The organism is Streptomyces sp. NPDC096310, from assembly GCF_044763125.1.
In the GTDB taxonomy this organism is placed as follows: domain Bacteria; phylum Actinomycetota; class Actinomycetes; order Streptomycetales; family Streptomycetaceae; genus Streptomyces.
The window spans coordinates 58,247-79,899 of the sequence record NZ_JBIWFO010000004.1; the positions used below are offsets into that span (position 1 = coordinate 58,247).

The following is a 21,653-nucleotide window of genomic DNA, read 5'->3' on the forward strand; positions in this document are numbered from 1 at the left end:
CGCGTCTCGTCCCGATTTCCAGCGCTATTCGAGTGAACGCGGACAGGAGCGGCCATGCTCGCAGCCTCGCAGTCGCCTACAGAGCAGCTACAAAGAGCATCAAACCCACAGAAATCGCTTCATCCTTCTCTCGCCACGGCACTGCAGCAGCTCCACCCGCGCCACCCGCTTCACCCGCCCTGCCTGTCAAGCCCGCACAGCCCTCAGGTGATCCCGTGAAACCGCTGATCGGACGCATTCCCGTCCTGGACGTACGCCCTCTCGTCGACTGCGGAAGACGCCCCGCGAAGGCGGTGGTCGGTGAGTCCTTCCAGGTCACCGCGACCGTCTTCCGCGAAGGCCATGACGCCGTCGCCGCCAATGCCGTCCTCGTGGACCCGGGCGGACGCCCCGGCCCGTGGACCCCGATGCGTGAACTCGCCCCCGGCACCGACCGCTGGGGCGCGGAGGTAGTCCCCACCGGGGAAGGCCGGTGGACGTATACGGTCGAGGCGTGGAGCGATCCCGTCGCGACCTGGCGCCATGCCGCGGGCATCAAGATCCCGGCCGGCACCGACGAGAGGGACATCGCCCTCGTCCTCGCGGAGGGCGCCGAGGTGTACGAGCGCGCCGCCGCCGGGGTGCCCAAGCGCGACGGCCGGGAGGCGGTGCTCGCCGCCGCCGACACCCTGCGGAACACCGCGCTGCCCGCCGCCGCCCGGCTGGCCGCCGCGCTCTCCCCCGAGGCCACCGCCGCCCTCGACCGTCATCCGCTGCGTGAATTCGTCAGCTCCTCGCGCCCGGTGCCGCTGCTCGTCGAGCGCCGGCGTGCGCTGTACGGATCGTGGTACGAACTCTTCCCGCGCTCCGAGGGCGCGGTCGTCCGGACGGGCGAGCCGCCGGTGAGCGGCACCTTCAGGACGGCGGCCGAACGGCTGCCCGCCGTCGCCGCGATGGGGTTCGACGTCGTCTACCTGCCGCCGATCCATCCCATCGGCACCACGTTCCGCAAGGGCCCCAACAACAGTCTCGCCCCGGGGCCCGAGGATGTCGGGGTGCCCTGGGCCATCGGCTCGGCCGAGGGCGGGCACGACGCGATCCACCCGGATCTGGGCACGATCGAGGACTTCGACCACTTCGTGGAGACGGCCCGCACGCTGCGGATGGAGATCGCGCTCGACTTCGCGCTCCAGTGCTCGCCGGACCACCCGTGGGTCGAGAAGCACCCGGAGTGGTTCCACCACCGCGCGGACGGCTCGATCGCGTACGCGGAGAACCCGCCGAAGAAGTACCAGGACATCTACCCGATCGCCTTCGACACCGATCTGCGCGGACTGGTCCGGGAGACCACCCGGGTGCTGCGGTACTGGATGGCACACGGTGTACGGATCTTCCGCGTCGACAATCCGCACACGAAGCCCGTGCTCTTCTGGGAGAAGGTCATCGCCAACGTCAACCGTACGGACCCGGACGTCATCTTCCTGGCCGAGGCGTTCACCCGGCCCGCCATGATGCGTACGCTCGGCGCGGTCGGCTTCCAGCAGTCGTACACGTACTTCACCTGGCGCAACAGCAAGCAGGAGCTGACCGACTACCTGACGGAGCTGTCGGGCGAGTCGGCCTGGTCCATGCGGCCCAACTTCTTCGTCAACACCCCCGACATCCTGCACGCCTATCTCCAGCACGGCGGCCGGCCCGCCTTCGAGGCACGCGCGGTGCTCGCGGCGACGATGGCGCCCTCCTGGGGGGTGTACGCCGGCTACGAACTCTGCGAGAACACTCCGGCCAAACCAGGCAGCGAGGAGTACCTCGACTCGGAGAAGTACCAGCTCAGACCCCGGGACTGGGAGGCGGCCGAACGGGAGGGCCGTACGATCGCGCCCCTGATCACGACGCTCAACCGGATCAGACGGCGCCACCCCGCGCTCCAGCAGCTGCGCGACATCCACTTCCACCCCGCGGACAACGACGCGGTCATCGCGTACAGCAAGAGGTCGGGCACGGACACCGTTCTGGTGGTCGTCAACCTCGACCCGCACCACACCCAGGAGGCGACGGTCTCGTTGGACATGGCACGGCTCGGCCTCGCATCGCAGGGGCACGAGACCGTTCCGGTGCGCGACGAGCTCACCGGCGAGACCTATCACTGGGGCAGCTCCACCTATGTGCGTCTGGAGCCGGGCGTCAGGCCCGCGCACATCGTGGTGCTGCGACCGTCCCCGCCGATCGGAGGGTCACCCACATCATGATCGTCAACGAGCCGGTCCACGACACGTTCGAGGACACCCCGGCCAAGGACCGCGATCCCGACTGGTTCAAGCGCGCCGTCTTCTACGAGGTCCTGGTGCGTTCGTTCCAGGACAGCAACGGCGACGGCATCGGTGATCTCAAGGGCATCACCGCCAAACTGGACTATCTGCAATGGCTCGGGGTCGACTGCCTCTGGCTGCCACCGTTCTTCAAGTCGCCGCTGCGCGACGGCGGCTACGACGTCTCCGACTACACGGCGGTGCTCCCCGAGTTCGGCGACCTCGCCGACTTCGTGGAGTTCGTCGACGCCGCCCACCAGCGCGGCATGCGCGTGATCATCGACTTCGTCATGAACCACACGAGCGATCAGCACGACTGGTTCCAGGAGTCACGCAAGGACCCCGACGGGCCGTACGGCGACTACTACGTCTGGGCCGACGACGACAAGGCGTTCCAGGACGCGCGGATCATCTTCGTCGACACGGAGACGTCCAACTGGACCTTCGACCCGGTGCGCAAGCAGTACTACTGGCACCGCTTCTTCTCCCACCAGCCCGATCTCAACTACGAGAACCCGAAGGTGCAGGAGGAGATCGTCTCCGCGCTGCGCTTCTGGCTGGACCTGGGCATCGACGGCTTCCGGCTGGACGCCGTGCCGTACCTGTACCAGCAGGAGAACACCAACTGCGAGAACCTGCCGGCCACCCACGAGTTCCTGAAGCGGGTCCGGGCGGAGATCGACGCGAACTACCCCGACACCGTGATCCTCGCCGAGGCCAACCAGTGGCCCGAGGACGTCGTCGACTACTTCGGCGACTACGCGAAGGGGGGCGACGAATGCCATATGGCGTTCCACTTCCCCGTGATGCCACGGATCTTCATGGCCGTGCGGCGCGAGTCCCGCTACCCGGTCTCGGAAATCCTGGCGAAGACCCCGGCCATCCCGAGCAGCTGCCAGTGGGGCATCTTCCTGCGCAACCATGACGAGCTGACCCTCGAAATGGTCACGGACGAAGAGCGCGACTACATGTACGCGGAGTACGCCAAGGATCCGCGGATGCGCGCCAACATCGGCATCCGGCGCCGGCTCGCCCCGCTGCTGGACAACGACCGCAACCAGATCGAGCTGTTCACCGCCCTGCTGCTGTCGCTGCCGGGCTCCCCGATCCTCTACTACGGGGACGAGATCGGGATGGGCGACAACATCTGGCTGGGCGACCGGGACGCCGTACGGACGCCGATGCAGTGGACCCCGGACCGGAACGCGGGCTTCTCGTCCAGCGACCCCGGGCGGCTCTATCTGCCGACGATCATGGACCCGGTCTACGGGTACCAGGTCACCAATGTGGAGGCGGCGATGGCGTCGCCGTCCTCGCTGCTGCACTGGACGCGGCGGATGATCGAGATCCGGAAGCAGAACCCGGCCTTCGGGCTCGGCTCGTACACGGAGCTCCCGTCGTCCAACCCGGCGGTGCTGGCCTTCCTGCGCGAGGCACCTTCCCAGGAGGGCGAGGGCGACGACCTGGTGCTGTGCGTGCACAACTTCTCGCGCTTCGCCCAGCCGACGGAGCTGGACCTGAGGACGTTCAGCGGCCGGCATCCGGTGGAGCTGATCGGCGGTGTGCGGTTCCCGGCGATCGGGGAGTGGCCGTATCTGCTGACGCTGGCGGGACACGGCTTCTACTGGTTCAGGCTGCGGAAGGACACCGCCGCCACCGCGCCACCGGCGTGAGCCGCGCGTCACCGTCCACCGGGGAGACCTTGTTCTCACGGTGGTGACGCGTGTCGTGGTGCGAGGCGGTTTCCACCGCCTCGCACGGGGCACTCTCCTCCACATCCAGTTCGATCGATTCGATCAAATTCGTATTGAGTTCGTACGGATTCGATCCGTACGGATCATCCTCTCCCGACACGTCCCGCACAGCCGGACAGCCGTTGCCGCAATCCGGGACACTCTGCCCATCCTGTGGTGTGCCCGGGGAAAGGACGCGATGCCATGTCGAAGGCTGCATCCACCCGGTTTACGCCGGGGCTCGCCGACAGAAGCCACCCTCCGCAGGACCCCGTCACGTCCCCGGCCCAGGACGCCCGTCCCGACCATGGCGTCCCGCGACTCAGGAGCGCCCCGTCCCCCGCGCCGCCCTCCGCCCCCGCCCTCTGCGACACCGAGGCACGGGCCCTGGTCGGCTCCCTCGCGCCGCTGCTCCACGCGTGGCTGCCGCGCCAGCGCTGGTTCGCGGGCAAGGGCAGCCCCGTCACCGGCTTCGTGCCGGTCGCCGTCACGGAACTCCAGGCGCAGAGCGCCGGCGGGCCGGGCCTGCTCCATCTCCTCGTACGGGTGGAACAGCACGGCGCCGCCGATCCGGCCCCCGCGAGCGGCCGCTACCAGGACTGCTACCAGCTCCTCCTCGGTGTACGCCACTCCCTGCCCGCGTCGCTGGCCGCCGCCGCGATCGGCCGCGTGGAACAGGGGCCGCTGGCCGGCCGTACCGTCTACGAGGGCCTGCACGACCCGCGCGTCGCCGATCTGCTGCTGGAGCGGCTGCGCGCCCCCGGCGCCCGGGGACCGCTGCGGTTCTGCCGCGCGGCGCCCCTGCCGGCCGGGCTCACCGGCCGGCTGCTGGACGCCGAGCAGTCGAACTCCTCGCTGGTGTACGGGGCCGGCGGCGCGGACGCGTACATCCTGAAGATCCTGCGCCGGGTCTACCCCGGCCCCCATCCTGATCTGGAACTGCCGCTCGCCCTGGCCGCCGAGGGCTGCGAGCGTGTCCCCGCGCCGGTCGGCTGGATCGAGGCGGCCGACCCGTCCGGCGGCGGACTGCCGGGCGGCGGGGAGGTCCTGACCCTCGGTGTGCTCCAGCCGTATCTGCGCGACTCCCGGGACGGCTGGCGTCTGGCGCTGGCCGCGCTCACCGGCGACCGGGAGTTCACCGCGGAGGCGCGGGCGCTGGGCCGGGCCACCGCCGAGGTGCACACCGCGCTCGCCGCCGCGCTGCCGACCGTGACGCTGGGCCGCCGGCAGACCGCGCAGCTCGCCGAGGGGATGACCGAGCGTCTGGAGGAGGCGGCGCGCGCGGTGCCCGCGCTGCTGCCGTACGTGCCGGGGCTGCGCACGGCGTTCGACGCGCTCGCGGCGCTGGACGAGGCGGGGCGCGGCAGGCCGGCCCAGCGGGTGCACGGCGATCTCCATCTCGGGCAGGCCCTGCGGACGCCGGACGGCCGCTGGTCGGTCATCGACTTCGAGGGCGAGCCCGCCAGGCCGCTCGCGGAACGATGCCGTCCGCAGCCACCGGTCCGCGATGTCGCGGGCATGCTCAGGTCCTTCGACTACGCGGCGCGCTCGCACGAGCCGTGGCGCCCCGACTGGGCGGCGCGCTGCCGGGCCGCGTACTGCGAGGGGTACGCCGCCGCGGGCACCGATCCGCGCGCGGAACCGGAGCTGCTGCGCGCGTACGAGACGGACAAGGCGGTGTACGAGGTCCTGTACGAGGCGCGGCACCGCCCCGACTGGCTCCCCGTCCCGATGGCGGCGATCCGCCGGCTGGCCGCGGGCGCCTGACCGGCGCCGCCCGGACGCCGCGCCCTCCTCTTCTCTCCTTTCCCCTCCCCTGTTCCCCCTCCCCTGTTCCCCCTCCCCTGTTCCCCCTCCCCTCGTTCCCCCTCCCCTGTTCGACAACGAAGCCCCTTCGAGGAGGCAGCCCCCGTGACCGCCCGCACGCCGTCCGACCGTTCGTCCGACCGCGCTCCCGAGCCCCAGCCCCAGGCCACGTCGAAGTCCACGCCGAAGTCCACAGCGAAGCCGGCGTCGAAGTCCGCGTCGAAGGCGAAGGCGAAGGCCAGGCCGAAGGCCGCGCAGAAAGCCACGCAGGAGGCCGGGCAGAAGGCCGCGCCGCCCGCTGCCACACTCCCGATCCCCGCCCCCGCGGCGGCCCCCGTCACCCCCGGAGGTCCCGCCGCGACGGCGCCCCGGGTGCGTGTCGCGCCGCCGCCGGACGCGGGCGACCGGGACCGGCTGCTCAGCGGGACCCACCACGATCCGCACGGGCTGCTGGGGGCGCACCCCGTGCCGGACGGTGTGGTGTTCCGGGTGCTGCGGCCGTACGCGCGGGCCGTCACCGTACGCGCCGAGCAGCTGCGGGCGGAGCTGAACGACGACGGCGACGGCTTCTTCTCCGGGGTCCTGCCGCTGCGCGCGATCCCCGCGTACACCCTGCTCGTCCGCTACGGCGATGCCGCTGACCCCGCCGCGGATCCGGACGAGGTGGAGGTGCGCGACCCGTACGGTTTTCTGCCGGCGCTCGGGGACCTCGATCTGCATCTGATCGGCGAGGGCCGTCACGAGGAGCTGTGGAAGGCGCTGGGCGCCCGGCCGATGACCCACGGGGGCGTGACCGGCACCCGGTTCACGGTCTGGGCGCCGAACGCGCGCGGGGTGCGGATCGCCGGTGACTTCAACTACTGGGACGGTACGAGTCTGCCGATGCGCTCGCTCGGCTCCTCGGGCGTGTGGGAGCTGTTCGTGCCGGGGATCGGCGAGGGCGCGCTCTACAAGTTCGACATCGCCCGCCCCGACGGCTCGCACACCCTGCGCGCCGACCCGATGGCCCGGCGTACGGAGGTGCCGCCCGCGACCGCCTCGGTCGTCACCGAGTCCCATCACGTGTGGCGCGACGAGCAGTGGCTGGCGCGGCGCGGGGAACGCCCGGTGCACGAGGCGCCGTTCTCCGTCTACGAGGTCCATCTCGCTTCCTGGCGCCCCGGCCTGACGTATCGTCAATTGGCGGCGCAGCTCCCCGCGTACGTGAAGGACCTGGGCTTCACGCATGTCGAGCTGATGCCGGTCGCCGAGCATCCGTTCGGCGGGTCGTGGGGGTACCAGGTCACCGGGTTCTACGCGCCGACATCCCGGATGGGCACGCCCGACGACTTCCGGTACCTGGTGGACGCCCTGCACCGGGCGGGTATCGGGGTGCTCGTCGACTGGGTGCCCGCGCACTTCCCGAAGGACGACTGGGCGCTGGCCCGCTTCGACGGCCGGCCGCTGTACGAGCCCGCGGACCCGCGGCGGGCCGAGCACCCGGACTGGGGGACGCTGGAGTTCGACTACGGGCGTACGGAGGTCCGCAACTTTCTGGTCGCCAACGCCGTGTACTGGTGCGAGGAGTTCCATATCGACGGGCTGCGCGTGGACGCGGTCGCCTCGATGCTCTACCTCGACTACTCGCGCGAGGAGGGCCAGTGGTCCCCGAACGAGCACGGCGGGCGGGAGAATCTGGACGCGGTGGCGTTCCTCCAGGAGATGAACGCGACGGTCTACCGCCGCTGCCCCGGCGTCGTGACGATCGCCGAGGAGTCCACGGCCTGGAACGGCGTCACCCGCGCCACCCACCACGCGGGCCCCGACGGGCTCGGCGGGCTGGGTTTCGGGCTGAAGTGGAACATGGGGTGGATGCACGACTCGCTGGACTACGTCTCCAAGGAGCCGGTGCACCGCAAGTACCACCACGGGGAGATGACGTTCTCCATGGTGTACGCGTACAGCGAGAACTACGTCCTGCCGATCTCGCACGACGAGGTCGTGCACGGCAAGGGCGCCCTGGTCGCCAAGATGCCAGGCGACTGGTGGCAGCAGCGCGCCAACGAGCGCGCGTACCTCGGCTTCATGTGGGCCCATCCCGGCAAGCAACTCCTCTTCATGGGACAGGAGTTCGCCCAGGGCGCGGAGTGGTCGGAGGGACATGGCCCGGACTGGTGGCTGCTCGACCCGTCGTACGGGGCGGAGGCCGACCACCGGGGCGTGCGCGACCTGGTCCGCGAACTCAACACGGTGTACGGCGCCACACCCGCGCTCTGGCAGCGGGACACCGTCCCGGAGGGTTTCGCCTGGGTGGACGGTGACGCGGGTGAGGACAACGTCTTCGCCTTTCTGCGCTTCGACGCCGAGGGCGCGCCGCTGCTGGCGGTCTCGCACTTCTCGCCGGTGGTCCGCCACCAGTACCGGCTGGGCGTGCCCGAGGAGTTCACGGCGTGGACGGAGGTGCTGAACACCGACGAGGCACGGTACGGCGGCGGCGACATCCGCAACCCGGAACCGCTGAAGCCGGAGTCGGTGGCCGCGCACGGCAGGCCGGTGTCCCTCCAGCTCACGCTGCCGCCGCTCGCGACGGTCTGGCTGCGTCCGGTGTGACACCGGAGCAGCTCCCCCCCGACTGACATAGCATCAGGCGCACATGGCCCCGCCGGATCCGCTCGCCGGCGGGGCCATGGCGCGCTCCGGGCCGCCCTCGCGCCCGCGAAAATCTTGCCGGAGCCCCTTCCCCGCTCCACGGGCCCGTGGCACTCTCCCCCATGGATGCACACCTGAACGCCATTCATATACATGAAATACGCCCCGAAAGGCGCATGCATGGTGATCAGCCGAAGAACTCTGCTCCAGGCCACCACAGCCACCGCGGTCCCGACCGCCCTCACCGGCACGGCGCACGGCACGCGCGTCCCGGACACCACCCCGGGACGCTCCCCCTCCTCCTCCCTCTGGGACGAGTTCCGGGCCTCGCCCCGTACACATCCACAGATCCCGTTCATCGGCCGGGCCGGCTTCGACGACGGCTCCACCGCCTTCCCGCGCCGCCCGGTCCGCGCCGACGTGCTGCGGTACGGGGCCCGTCCCGACGGTTCGGCGGACGCCGCGCCCGCGATCAACCGGGCCCTCGCCGAGACCGGCGAGCGGGGCGGCGGCACGGTCCGCCTCCCGGCCGGCCGGTACCGGATCGACGACGTCATCCGGATCGGCCACAGCGATGTCACCCTGCGCGGCGCGGGCAGCGGCGCCACCACCCTGTACGCCACCCGCTCGCTCACCGACATCATCGGCCCCTACGGCAGCCGGTACGGCGGCGACAAGTCCTCCTGGTCCTGGGCCGGCGGGCTCGTGTGGGTGTGCCCGCGCGCGCGTTACCGGGCGCTGACCGGGGCGATCAGGGCCCGCGAGTGGCCCTTCGAGGGGTGGACGGGCAACCGGCGCGACCAGTGGCGCACCCTCGCCCGCGTCACCTCGGCGGCCCGCCGGGGCGACCTCACCGTCACCGTGGACGCCCCGTCCGCGCTGCGCCCCGGCGACCGCGTACTGCTCCAGCTCTCCGACGACGCCGGGCACGGCCTGCTCGCCCACATGTGCGGCGACGTCGAGGGCGCCGCGGGCTACGACTGGTCCGACAAGACCAAACTGCTGAGCTATGTGCCGTACGAGCGGCCGGTGCGGATCGCCGCCGTACGGGGCCGCCGGGTCACCCTCGACCGACCGCTGCCGCTGGACGCGCGCCCGGAGTGGGCACCGCGGTTCACCACGCTGGTCGCCCCCGTCACCGGGTCCGGGGTGGAGGGGCTCACCATCGAGATGCGGGAGACGGCGCAGTCCCCGCATCTCCTCGACACCGGGTACAACGGCCTGGCCATGCAGTGCGCCTGGGACTGCTGGGCCGACGACATCCACGTCGTCAACGCCGACAACGGCTTCCTGCTCGTCGCCGCCAAGGCCGTCACCCTGCGCCGTACCCGGGTCTCCGGGCGCGGCGGCCACCACCCGTACGCATGCCGCGAGGGCTCCCACGACAACCTGGTCGAGGACTTCGCCGTCGAGCGCCCTGCCACACCGCCGCCCGCCGGGACGCAGGTGCACGGCGTCAACGTCGAGGGCCTGTCCAGCCACAACGTCTGGTCGCGCGGCCGGATGGCCACGGGCACCTTCGACACCCACCGGGGTCTGCCGTTCGCCAACGTACGCACCGAGATCACCCTCCACAACGACGGAGCCCACGGCGGCGACGCCAGTGCCGGTCCCCTGTACGGCGCGCGCTTCACGCACTGGAACGTGACCGTCACCAACGGCCGGGCGGGGTGCGTACGGATCGACGACGTGGCCCCGTACAGCGCCACCGTGGGGATCTCCGAGGTCACCCCGTTCGGCCAGATCGACCGGCCCGACTTCCCCGGCCCCCTGCACGCCCGTCTCGACGGCTACGGGACCCCCGCCGTCACCCCGCCCAACCTCCACACCGCCCAGCGCCGCCTCAGCCGCGGCCTGCCGGCGCCCCGACGACAAGGCGACCCGCGATGACCGACTCCCTCCACCCCGTTCCGGGCGCCTTACCGCGGCCGGCCCGGCGCACCCTCCTGGGCGCCGCGCTCGGCGGCGCCGTCGCCACCGGGCTGCCGCAGCTCACCGGCCCGGCCGCCGCGGCCTCCTGGCAGCAGCGCTGGGCGCCCTCGGCCCGTACCGACAAGCTGGCCGCCTTCGAGACGATCGAGGACGACCGCGCGGACTCCCACCCCTCCGCCTCCCCGCACATCTTCACCGAGGGCGACAACTACCGCTTCACCATGCACCTGGTCGACCGGGACACCTCCACCGACCGGCAGCGCCACGAGGTCACCGGTATGCGCGACCCGGCCGGCGGCCCGTACCTCCGGTGGAAGCAGGGCGAGAGCTGGCGGGTGACGTACGCGATGTACATCCCGAGCACCCTGCGGGCGACCACCACCTTCACCCACATCATGCAGATGAAACAGCCCGGCACCGGGTCCGCCCCGATCATCGTGCAGTCGCTGCGCCGCGTCGGCGGCGCGCAGACCATCGAGCTGAAGATCGCCGAACAGGACATCCTCGTCGGCCGGACACCGCTGGCGCCCCTGCACGACGCGTGGGTCGACGTGGACTTCCAGCTCACGATCGGCAACGGGACGAGCGGAACCGTACGGTGGATCCTCCGCAAGGGCGGCACCACGCTCATCGACGCGCGCAAGACCGGCGTCGACACCTTCCTCGCCGACCGGGTCCGGCCGAAGTGGGGCATCTACCGCTCGCTCGGGGACACCTCGGACTCGCTGCGGGACTGCCACATGCTGCTGACGAACATGCGTGGCTACCAGCTCATCTGACGACGTGGCGCACGACAGGGCGAGCCGACTTCACCAGGAGGCACGATGCGCTTGGCACGATCCACTCTCACCAGAGCCCTGACAGGGGCGGCCTGCGTGGCCGCGTTACTCGTCCCGGCCTCGCCCGGGGCCGCCTCGCAGGAGCGGGACGGCACGGTCGAACAGACCCGCTCCTGGCGCCTTGAGGCGCCCGGCGACGCCCGGGACCGGGTCGGGGCCGACCTGGCCCTCACCGCCTCGGGCGGGCTGACGCTGACGGCGCGGCACGGCCGTACGACCGTCCTGCGCCCCTCGGCCCTGGGCATCCGCACCGCGGAGACCGACTTCACCGGCGGCCTGCGCTACGAGAGCCGGCGCGACCGGCGGATCCACGAGACGTACACGACGACCACCGGCAGCCGCACCCGGCACACCGCCGACGCCACCGAGTCCGTCTTCACCTTCAGCAAGCGGGGCCGCGCGCTCCGGGTCACCCTGCGAATCTCCTCCGACGGGGTGGCCTACCGCTACGCCCTGCCCGGCAGCGGCACGGTCACCGTGCTCGGCGAGGCATCGGAGTACGCCGTCCCCGGCTCCGCCGACGCCTATCTGCTGCCGTACGACAACGGACGCCAGGACTACGAGTCGGTGCACCGGCACACCACGGTCGCCGACGCGAAGGCCGGCGACTACGGCTACCCCTCGCTGTTCCGGGTGGGGAGCAGTTGGCTGCTGATCGGCGAGGCCGGGCTCGACAGTTCCTACGGCGGCTCCCGGCTGACCCTCGGCGCCGGTCAGGACCGCTTCCGGCTCACCCTCCCCGACCCGGCCGAGGTGGCTTCCGCCCCCTTCGCCACCCCGTGGCGCACGATGGTCGTCGGCGACCTCGCCACGGTCACCGAGAGCGATCTGACCACGGATCTCGCCGCGCCCTCGAAGGTCGCCGACACCTCCTGGATCAAGCCCGGCCGGGCGGCCTGGTCCTGGTGGTCCGACGGCCAGAGTCCGACCAGCCTCGACAAGCAGAAGGAGTTCGTGGACTTCGCCGCCCGCGAGGGGTGGGAGTACGTCCTGGTCGACTCCGGCTGGAGCAACGACTGGATGCCCCAACTGGCCTCCTACGCCGAGGAGAAGGGCGTCGGCATCTGGCTGTGGGTGCGCTGGCAGACCATCGACGCGAAGAGCGAACTCGACCGGCTGCTGCCGCTCTGGAAGTCCTGGGGAGTCGTGGGGCTGAAGATCGACTTCATGGAGTCCGACGGCCAGGACCGTATGCGCTGGTACGACGCGGTCTACCGGGCGACGGCGGAGAACCGGCTGATGCTCAACTTCCACGGCGGCACCATCCCGCGCGGCCAGCAGCGGACCTGGCCGCAGTTGATGAGCGTCGAGGCCGTCCGGGGCGCCGAGGGCACCCGCCCCAAGCCCGGCCGCGAGCCCTTCCCCGCCGCGCACTACACCACCCTGCCGTTCACCCGGAACCTCATCGGCCCGATGGACTTCACGCCGGTCACCTTCACCGGGGTACGCCCCACCAGTGACGCCGCCGAACTGGCGCTCTCGGTGGTGTACGAGTCCGGGGTGCAGCACCTCGCCGACAGTGTGGAGTCGTACGAGGAGAAGCCCCTCGCCCGGCGCTTCCTGCGCGGCGTCCCCACCGCCTGGGACGACACCCGGCTGGTCGACGGCGCCCCCGGGGACCGGGCCGTACTGGCCCGTGAGGCGGGCGGCGAGTGGTTCCTGGGGGCGGTCACCTCGGGCGGGGCCCGCGCCCTGGACGAGCCGCTGCTCTTCCTGGGCCCGGGGACCTGGCTCGTGGACCTCTACACCGACGCCCCCGGTGGCGGGCTCGCCGTCCGGACCCGCACGGTGACCACCGCCTCCCGTCTGGCGGTCGACGTGCCCGCGAACGGCGGCTTCGCGGCCCGGATCTGCCCGGCAGCGCCGGGGCGCGCGGAGTGCGGCTCGTAGCCGGCGCGAAGCGCCTGTACGCAGCCTCTGGCGGCGCGGGCCGCCCCGGTCAGGCCCGCGCCTCCGAGGCCGTCTTGAGCCGTGAGGGCACCGCCCTGTCCCTGACGATCCCGAGCCGCTGCGTCGCCCGCGTCAGCGCCACGTACAGGTCGTTCGTGCCGCGCGGGGAGCCGTCCAGGATGGCCTCCGGGTCCACGACGATCACCGTGTCGAACTCCAGGCCCTTCGCCTGACGCGGGTCGAGGAGGACCACCGGCCGGGTCAGATCGGGGGCGACTCCCCAGGAGGCGTCGGGGAGTTCGGCCGCCAGGGCGGGCAGGAGCGACGACGGGGCGATCACCGCGAGCCGGCCCGTACCGGGGTCGGATCCCGGGCGCTCCGTCGTCAACCGGGCAGCCGTACGGGCCAGTTCGGCCTGGTCCACGGCGCGTACGACCGGTCCTGTGCCCGTCGAGCGCACGGACGTCGGCGGCTCGAAGAGCGGGTCCGCGAGCCGCCGTACCTCGGCCGCGACCTCCATGATCTCACTGGGCGTGCGGTAGTTGACGCCGAGCTTCGTCAGCTCCCAGCGCCGCTGGACGTACGGCTCCAGGATCTGGGCCCAGGAGTCGCAGCCCGCCGCGTCGCCCGTCTGGGCCGGATCGCCGACCAGGGTCATGGACCGGCTCGGGCAGCGGCGCATCAGCAACCGCCAGGCCATCGCGGAGAGTTCCTGCGCCTCGTCCACGACGATATGGCCGAACGCCCAGGTGCGGTCGGCGGCGGCCCGCTCGGCGGCGCTGCGGGTGTCGGTCTCCTCGTGACGCTCCGCGAACCGCTCGGCGTCGATGATGTCGTGCGCCGCCAGGACCTCCGAGTCCTCGTCGTCCACGTCCTCGAACTCCTGCGTACGGGAGCCGTACGACAGCTCCAGCACGCCCTGCGCGTAGGCGATGCGCTCCTGTCGCTCCAGCGCCGCCGCCGCGCGGGCCGCCGCGTCGTCCTCGCCGAGGAGTTCCGCCGCCTCGTCGAGCAGCGGCACATCGGCGGGGGTCCAGTCGATCCGGGCGTCCGCGCCGGTCCGGGGGCCGGGGCGGCGTACGGCGGCGGCGTCGCGCGCGTCGAGCCGTACCGGCGCCGCCAGGACGTCCGCGACGAACCGCTCCGGGGTGAGGCTCGGCCAGAGCGCGTCGATCGCGGCCTGGACATCGCGGCTGGTGGCGACCTCCTTGCCGAGCTGGGCGACATCCGCCGGTTCGAGGAGGTTGTCGCCGCCGAGCGGGTCGGCGCCGATCCGCTCCGCGAGCTGCGCGGTGAGCGCGTCGATGATCCGGAAGGCGAAGGTGGGCCGCGCCAGGTTGTGCGGCAGACCGGTGTCGCGGGCGCGCTGCCTGGCCTCGTCCGCCGTGGCGCGGTCCAGCGGCAGGATGCCGTACTCCTCGTGCGGGATCTCCATGACGGGGTCCGGCAGGGTCTGCCGGTCCCTCAGCTCCTCGGCCAGGACCCGCGCCATCGTCACCCGGCCCTTGACCTCGGCGGCTTCCGTAGTGTCCGTACCGGTGGCGTGCACACCGGGGAACAGCTCGCCGGTCGTCGCCAGCAGCACGCCGGTCTCGCCGAGCGAGGGCAGCACCTCGCCGATATAGCCGAGAAAGGCCGGGTTCGGGCCGACGATCAGCACGGCGCGGCGGGCGAGCTGCTCGCGATAGGCGTAGAGGAGGTACGCGGCACGATGCAGCGCGACGGCGGTCTTGCCGGTGCCGGGACCGCCCTCGACGACCAGCACGCCTCGGTGCGGGGCGCGGATGATGCGGTCCTGCTCGGCCTGGATGGTCTGGACGATGTCACTCATCCGGCCCGTGCGCGCGGAGTTGAGCGCCGAGAGGAGGACGGCGTCGCCGTCCGGGTCCTCGTACCCGGTGCGGGTGGTGTCGCTGAGATCCATGATCTCGTCGTGCAGCGCGGTGACCGTGCGCCCCTGGGTGGTGATGTGACGCCTGCGGCGCAGCCCCATCGGGGTGTGGCCGGTGGCGAGGTAGAAGGGGCGCGCCACCGGGGCCCGCCAGTCGATCAGCAGCGGGGTCCGCTCGGAGTCGTCACGGCGCATGCCGATACGCCCGATGTGGTGGGTCACGGTGGCGCGGGTCTCCGGGTCCTCGCCCCCGTCCCCGTCCTCGTCCCGGCCCTCGGGGTCCACGCCCTCGGTGCTCCGGCCGTGGAGGTCGATCCGGCCGAAGCACAGGCCCGACTCCACCGCGTTCAGGGTGGACATACGGCCGGCGTACTCCGCGACGCTGACGTCCCGCTCGACCCTGGCCTGCCGTACGGTGCTGACCTGGCCCACCGACGCGTCCATCGCCGATTCGGCCTGCTCCCTCAGAGCGTCGAGCCGGTCATAGAGGAGGGAAACGAATTGCTGCTCGTTCCGCAATTCCTCGGATGATTCCTCGGTTGACAATTCAGCCCCTGTCCGATACGCTGATTCTTGATGAACTGATCTCCCGCTCCCGCCCATTGGTGCGCGTGAGACATGGAAACAATGAATATACCCAGAGTCGCACCCCGGCCGTCAATTCGGTAGCGGGGTATTTTTATGCGGTATTTCCCGCGCCGACCGGCTTCCCAGCTCGCTCCCACGCCGGGCCCGGCCCGCACACAGACTCGTGGGCGAGACTGGCGCGTATGCACACCACCGCCCGGATCCTGGTCGTGGACGACGAGCGCGCGGTGCGCGACGCCCTGGAGCGGACCCTGACGTCCGAGGGGTATGCCGTCGCCACCGCGGAGAACGGCCTCGAAGCCCTCCGGGCCGCGCAGGAGCTGCCGTACGACGCCATCCTCCTCGACATCGCCATGCCGGGCCTCGACGGACTGGCCGCCGCGCGCCGTATCCGCGCGAGCGGCGACACCGTCCCCATCATGATGGTCACCGCGCGCGGCTCCGTCGGCGACCGTATCGTCGGGCTCGACAACGGCGCCGACGACTACCTGACGAAACCGTTCGCACCGGAGGAACTGCTCGCGCGGGTCAGGGCGCTGCTGCGCCGGAGCGCGTACGCCGCGTACGACACCTGCGACGGCGGCGGTACGGCGACGGACACGGCGACCCCCGCGACCACCGCCCAGGAACGGCTCCTCTACGAGGACCTCACCCTCGACGCGCGCACCCGGCACGCCACCCGCGCCGGGCGCCGGCTGGACCTCACCAGGACCGAGTACGCGCTGCTGAAGCTCTTCGTCTCCCACCCGCGCCAGGTGCTCCCCCGGCCGGCGATCGTGCGCGCCGTATGGGGGCTCGGCTTCGAGCCCGCCTCCAACACGCTCGACGTGTACGTGATGTACCTGCGCCGCAAGACGGAGGCGGGCGGTCTGCCCCGGCTGCTGCACACCGTGCGCGGCGTGGGATACGTACTGCGCGCGGGAGCACTGGAGTCCCGGCGGGCCGGCTGACCCCGGCATCCCGTCCTCCCGTATCCCGTCCTCCCGTATCCCGGCACGGGCACGGGCGCCGCCCCGGCGGGAGCGCCTGCCCCGCGGCCGGCGTCGCATGCTGTTACATCTCCGGAGCGGGTGGTTCCGCAGGCTGTGCCGTGCCCCGTCCCGTTCTCACCCTCCGAGAGGCGGCCCCGTGTCCAGTGCTTCACTCCCCCTCCCGCCCCGGCGCCGCCAAGAGCCCCTGCAACGCCTGCTGTTCGGCGGGGTGTACGGGACCGTACTGGCCAGCGTGCTGGTGGCGGCCCTGGATCACGACAGCGGGCGGCCGGATCCCGGGTACGACGCGGTGTGGGTGCTGCTGGCGGCCCTCGCCTCGGCGGCGGCGCACGGCTACGCGCACGCCATCGCGCACCGTACGGCCGGCGAGACCACGGTCACCACCAGCACCGCGCGGTCGGTGCTGACCGAGTGGCCGCTGGTGGCCGCCGTGGTGCCGACGGTGGCCGTGCTGCTCGGCGCGTACGGGGGCTGGTGGAGCGAGGACGCCGCGATCGAAGCCGCGCTGCTCATCAACACGGTCGCGCTGTTCGGATGGGGACTGTGGGCGGCGCGCGCCGCCGGGCGCGGGTGGGCCTCGTCCTGCCGGGCCGGCGGGGTGGACATGCTGCTCGGGTTCCTCATCGTGGGTGCGAACGTACTGAGCAAGTAGCCGCTCATGGAATTCCCCCAATTCGTTCTGCTCGCTTTCTGAACGGGGAATCGACAGGAGCTGTGGGTCCGCCGCAGGAGGCGTGAGCGCATTCTCAGCAGAATCCGGGAAGCGAATTCACAGTCCGATCCGTACGGGCCCGTTCTTCGGGTCGATACCCCTCAGCAGATTCCACGGCACGCGGAAGACCCGTCCCGGCGACGCCGGCCAGGGCACCATCCGCTGGTTGAGGACCCGGGAGCCCTGGCGGACCGTCACCCGGGGCGCGCGGACCAGCCGGTCCGTCCAGAGCAGCAGACGGCCGCGCGGCGGCGCCGGGTCGCCGACCCTCAGCAGCCCGGGTGCCACCCAGCGGAACGGCTCGTCGGCGACGATCGGCACAGTGACGGCGGCCGGGACGAGACCGTCCAGCCAGAGCCGTACCTGCCGGGCCACATGGCGCCCGTCCAGCGCGGCGATGTCGGCCGTGTCGACCGGGTGCAGCAGGTTCCCGGCGGCGAACACCCCGGAGCGGCTGGTCCGCAGCGCGGTGTCCACCAGCGGCCCCTTCGTCCCCGGGGCGATGTCGAGCCCGGCGGAGCGCGCGAGTTCGTGGTCGGGGATCCAGTCACCGGTGAGAATCAGGGTGTCGCACGCGACGGTACGGCGCCGGCCGGTGGCGATCTCCTCGATCTCCACAGCCCGCAGCCTGCCGTGGCCGATGATCCGGGTGACCCGCGTGCCGGTCGCCACCGGGACCCCCAGCAGGGCCCGCCCCGGCAGATGGAACGCGGCGTACGAGTCGGGCACCGGGTACGTGGTGGTCATCAGCTCCGTACGGCATCCCGCCTCGCGCAGGGTGAGTACGGCGGACCAGCTCACCAGCTCCGCGCCGACCACGACGGCGCGCCGTCCGACCTCGCGGTGGTGCAGGTGCACGAGGTTCTGGAGCTGCCCGGTGGTGTGGACACCGGCGGGCCGGTCCCCCGGGATGAGCCGCGCGGAACGGGGCCGCTCCCGGGCGCCGGTGGCGAGGACGACCGCGCGCGCGTCGACCCGTACTCGCCCCTGCGGCGTGGTCACATCGAGCGAACGGTCCCCCGCCCAGCCCGTGACGGTGGCCTCGGTCCGGATGGCCGCCCCGGCCAGATGGGCGCGGCCGACGAGCGTACGGGCGTACGCGGGGCCGGTGACACACCGCTTGAGGTCGCGGACGCCGTAACCGGTGTGGTCACTGTGGCGGGGGATGCCGCCGGCCGCCGGTTCGCGGTCCAGGACGAGTACGCCGCCGCGCAGGTGCGGGGCGAGTTCGGCGGCGGCGGTGAGACCGGCCGGGCCCGCGCCGACGATCACGACGTCGGGGGTGAGCACGTCGGTGGCGGCGGCCGGGGAGGCCGCGCGGGAGGCCGCTGGTGTACCGGCGCCGGGAAGGGGCGTGGTCATGTGGATGCCTCCTGGTCCTGCGCGGACTGGTCCCGCGCCGACTGCTCCTGCCCCGAGTGGGCTGGTGTCTGCGGCTCCGGTGACTCCGGCGGCGCCGATGGCTGCCGTGTGGCGCATCCGGCGCCCGGCGCGGTCGTGCCGTGCTCGGCGAGCAGGGCCTCCGTCCGTGCCCCGCAGTAGAAGCCCTGGCAGCGTCCGTTCATCACGCGGGTGCGGCGGCGCAGCCCGTCGAGTCCGGCGGGCGGCAGCGGGGAGTTGAAGGCGTCCCTGATCTCGCCCTCGGTGACCCGCTCGCAGAAGCAGACGACGCGTCCGTAGGCGCCGTCCTCGGCGATGAGCGCCGCGTCCTGGTACGGCCGGGTGAACGCCTCGCCCAGGTTGGGCATCGTGGGCGGTCCCGGCAGATCGGCGCGCGGCTCCAGGGTCTGACCGGCCCCGGCGAGGACGTCCCGTACATGCTCCGCGATGGCGAGCGACGCGGTGAGGCCGGTGGAGCGGATCCCGCCGACCAGCAGATAGCGCCGGTCCGGGTCCGGCTCGATCAGGTAGTCCCCGTGGTCGATGGCGGCGCGCAGCCCCGCGTACGAGGCGGTCACCTCCTCCTCCAGGAGCGTGGGCATCAGCCGGGCGCCCTTGTCGAGGAGGAAGGCGAAGCCGGACTCGGAGGTTCCGGTGTCGGTGCGGTCCGTCAGGTCCTCGGCGGTGGGGCCGAGCATGACATTGCCGTAGATGGTGGGGCTGATCAGCACGCCCTTGCCGGCCTTGCTGGGCACCGGCAGCACGATCCGGTCCGCGAGCGGCCGGGCCAGCTTGTCGTAGACGAGGAGTTCGCCGCGGCGCGGGGTGACGGTGAACCGCCGGTGGCCGAAGAGCCCGTCCAGGACGTCCGCGCCCAGGCCGGCCGCGTTGACCACCCAGCGGGCGGTGACGGGGCCGCGCGAGGTGAGCAGCGTGGTCGTCGGTCCCGTACCGCTGTGCGCGCCGTCGGCGGCGTTCTGCCGTACGGACTCCACCCGGTGGCCGAGGAGCACCCGTGCGCCGCGCGCCTGGGCGTCGGTCGCCAGCGCCAGGGTGGTCGTCCAGGTGCAGATGATCGACTCGTCGGGGACGGTGAGGCCGCCCAGCGCGCCGGGGCCGAGCGCCGGGACCTGGCGGTAGACCTCCTCGGCGGTGACGGGTTCGCAGTGCTCGTAGCCGTTGGCGACGGCTTTCTCCCGCAGCCCGGGGAGGGCGTCCAGCTCCTCCCGCGTCCAGGCGACGAGGAGCGCCCCGGTGCGTTCGACGGGGATGCCGGTGGCTTCGGCGTACGCGGACAGCAGTGTGCAGCCGCGCCGGACCAGTCGGGATTCGAGGGTGCCGGGCTTGGCGTCGAACCCCGTGTGCAGGATGGCGGTGTTGGCCTTGCTGGTGCCGTCGCCGACGTCGTCGCGGGCGTCGAGCAGCGCCACGGAGAGCGTGTGCCCCGCCAGTTCGCGCGCGATGGCGGAGCCCACCACCCCGGCGCCGATGACGGCGACGTCGTAGAGGGTGCCGGCCGGTGGCTTGTTGTGGTCGGTCATACGGTTCCTCCTGCGGCCGGTGGCACAGTCGCGTCCACCGCCGCCAGCCAGCGGGCGCGGAACTCCTGTGCCCGGTCCTCGGACCAGCGGGGTTCGTAGGTGGTGCCGGGCGTCCACTCCGGTACCGCCTGTTCGAGGCTCAGTCCGGGCTCGACCGCCAGCCGCGCCATCGCCGCCGCGCCGAGCGCCGTGGCGTGCGGCGACGAGTAGACGTCGACGGGCATCCGGGCGAGGTCGGCCTGCGCCTGCATCAGTGTCCCGCACCGGGTGAGACCTCCGTCGGCGCGCAGCCGGGTCAGCGGGGCCCCCAGGTCGGCGGCGACCAGCCGGGCCACCTCGGCGACCTGGGCGGCGATGCCCTGGAGCACGGCGGTGACGAGGTGTTCCCGCCGGGTCGAGAGTGTCATACCGGTGAGCGAGGCGGTGGCGTCGGGGCGCCACCACGGCGCGGCGAGCCCGGCGAGGGCCGGTACGCACAGGACGCCCGCCGCGTCGCTCGCCGCCACCCGGTCGAGATCGGCGGCGCTCGCGACGAAGCCCAGGTCCTGGAGCCAGCGCACCGCGGAGGCGGCGGTGTAGACCTGCCCGTCCACGCAGTACGGGGTCTCGCCGCGCGCCCGCCACGCCACGGACGAGGTGAGTCCGGAGGTGGAGCGCAGGGCGGTGTCGCCGGTGTGGGCGAGGAGGAAGGCGCCGGTGCCGTACGTGCACTTGGCGGTGGCCGGGGCGAGGCAGCCCTCCGCGAAGAGGGCGGCCTGCTGGTCGACGATCAGCCCGGCCAGCGGCAGCCGCTGCCCGCCGAACGCGTCCGTCGTACCGACGATCTCGTCGCACGCGACGATACGGGGCAGCTCCTCCCCGTCGAGCCCGAACAGCGCGGTCAGCTCCGGGTCCCAGTCGACGGCGTCGATCGAGAGCAGCAGCGAGCGGCTGGCGGTCGACGCGTCGGTGACGAAGGCACCGGTGAGCTGGTGCACCAGCCAGGTGTCGGTGGTGGTGACCACGCCGTCCCTGGTCAGGTTCTCCCGCAGCCAGGCCATCTTGGGGGCGGAGAAGTACGGGTCGAGGACCAGCCCCGTACGCTGTGCCACCCACTCCCTGGCGTCGGCGCGGTCCGTGCACAGCGGCTCCGACCTGCGGTCCTGCCAGACGATGGCCGGGGAGAGGGGCCGTCCGGTGCGCCGGTCCCAGGCGAGGACCGTCTCGCCCTGGTTGGCGAGGGCGACGGCCCGCAGGGGGCGGCCCCCGGCCCGGTCGACGGCCTGCCGGCCGGCTTCCAGGACGGAGGCCAGCAACTGCTGGGGGTCCTGCTCGACGCCGCCACCGGGCAGGTGGACGGGGGTGACGGGCACCTCGGCGACGGCGACGACACCGTCCGCCGGGTCGACGACGAGGGCCTTGGTCCCCGACGTTCCCTGATCGATGGCGAGCAC

General features: G+C 72.3%; 13 protein-coding genes. 9 read left to right on the forward strand and 4 right to left on the reverse strand.

Features of this window, described 5'->3' with window-relative positions; translation table 11 throughout:
• Window positions 1-224 precede the first annotated feature (224 nt).
• The 7 genes from ACIQ7D_RS11330 (at window position 225) to ACIQ7D_RS11360 (ending at window position 13,116) form a co-directional block, all read left to right on the forward strand.
• Window positions 225-2,228, forward strand: coding sequence for an alpha-1,4-glucan--maltose-1-phosphate maltosyltransferase (locus ACIQ7D_RS11330; protein ID WP_403936949.1), 2,004 nt, complete (start codon window positions 225-227; stop codon window positions 2,226-2,228).
• Complete coding sequence (treS, locus tag ACIQ7D_RS11335; protein ID WP_403936203.1) at window positions 2,225-3,961, forward strand: maltose alpha-D-glucosyltransferase; 1,737 nt, start codon at window positions 2,225-2,227, stop codon at window positions 3,959-3,961. The genes ACIQ7D_RS11330 and treS overlap by 4 nt, the downstream gene beginning before the upstream one ends.
• A gap of 264 nt (window positions 3,962-4,225) precedes the next feature.
• Complete coding sequence (locus tag ACIQ7D_RS11340) at window positions 4,226-5,788, forward strand: phosphotransferase (protein WP_403936205.1); 1,563 nt, start codon at window positions 4,226-4,228, stop codon at window positions 5,786-5,788.
• A gap of 144 nt (window positions 5,789-5,932) precedes the next feature.
• Window positions 5,933-8,416: a 1,4-alpha-glucan branching enzyme gene (glgB, locus tag ACIQ7D_RS11345; protein WP_403936207.1), complete on the forward strand. Its 2,484-nt coding sequence runs from the start codon at window positions 5,933-5,935 to the stop codon at window positions 8,414-8,416.
• Window positions 8,417-8,608: 192 nt separating this feature from the next.
• Complete coding sequence (locus tag ACIQ7D_RS11350; RefSeq protein WP_403936209.1) at window positions 8,609-10,345, forward strand: glycosyl hydrolase family 28-related protein; 1,737 nt, start codon at window positions 8,609-8,611, stop codon at window positions 10,343-10,345.
• Window positions 10,342-11,166 (forward strand): Tat pathway signal sequence domain protein, encoded by an 825-nt coding sequence (locus ACIQ7D_RS11355; RefSeq protein WP_403936211.1) that lies wholly within the window; start codon window positions 10,342-10,344, stop codon window positions 11,164-11,166. Before ACIQ7D_RS11350 ends, ACIQ7D_RS11355 begins: the two co-directional genes overlap by 4 nt.
• Window positions 11,167-11,211: 45 nt before the next feature.
• Window positions 11,212-13,116, forward strand: a complete 1,905-nt coding sequence (locus ACIQ7D_RS11360; RefSeq protein WP_403936213.1) for a glycoside hydrolase family 97 catalytic domain-containing protein — start codon at window positions 11,212-11,214, stop codon at window positions 13,114-13,116.
• A gap of 49 nt (window positions 13,117-13,165) precedes the next feature.
• On the opposite strand, the gene ACIQ7D_RS11365 is transcribed toward ACIQ7D_RS11360, so the two are convergent.
• Window positions 13,166-15,526: a HelD family protein gene (locus ACIQ7D_RS11365; RefSeq protein WP_403936215.1), complete on the reverse strand. Its 2,361-nt coding sequence runs from the start codon at window positions 15,524-15,526 to the stop codon at window positions 13,166-13,168.
• Window positions 15,527-15,777: 251 nt separating this feature from the next.
• Here ACIQ7D_RS11365 and ACIQ7D_RS11370 point away from each other — a divergent pair, with 251 nt between their 5' ends.
• Both ACIQ7D_RS11370 and ACIQ7D_RS11375 read left to right on the forward strand, forming a co-directional pair.
• On the forward strand, window positions 15,778-16,545 hold the full coding sequence (locus ACIQ7D_RS11370) for a response regulator transcription factor (RefSeq protein ID WP_403936217.1): 768 nt from the start codon (window positions 15,778-15,780) through the stop codon (window positions 16,543-16,545).
• A gap of 226 nt (window positions 16,546-16,771) precedes the next feature.
• A complete protein-coding gene (locus ACIQ7D_RS11375; RefSeq protein WP_403936951.1) occupies window positions 16,772-17,239 on the forward strand; it encodes a hypothetical protein in 468 nt (155 codons plus the stop codon).
• Window positions 17,240-17,356: 117 nt separating this feature from the next.
• Here ACIQ7D_RS11375 and ACIQ7D_RS11380 read toward each other — a convergent pair whose 3' ends face one another.
• From ACIQ7D_RS11380 to ACIQ7D_RS11390, 3 genes are read right to left on the reverse strand one after another with little or no spacing between them, the layout of a single operon-like run.
• Complete coding sequence (locus ACIQ7D_RS11380; RefSeq protein WP_403936219.1) at window positions 17,357-18,661, reverse strand: NAD(P)/FAD-dependent oxidoreductase; 1,305 nt, start codon at window positions 18,659-18,661, stop codon at window positions 17,357-17,359.
• A complete protein-coding gene (locus ACIQ7D_RS11385; RefSeq protein WP_403936221.1) occupies window positions 18,658-20,220 on the reverse strand; it encodes an NAD(P)/FAD-dependent oxidoreductase in 1,563 nt (520 codons plus the stop codon). The genes ACIQ7D_RS11380 and ACIQ7D_RS11385 overlap by 4 nt, the downstream gene beginning before the upstream one ends.
• Complete coding sequence (locus ACIQ7D_RS11390) at window positions 20,217-21,653, reverse strand: FGGY family carbohydrate kinase (protein WP_403936953.1); 1,437 nt, start codon at window positions 21,651-21,653, stop codon at window positions 20,217-20,219. Before ACIQ7D_RS11390 ends, ACIQ7D_RS11385 begins: the two co-directional genes overlap by 4 nt.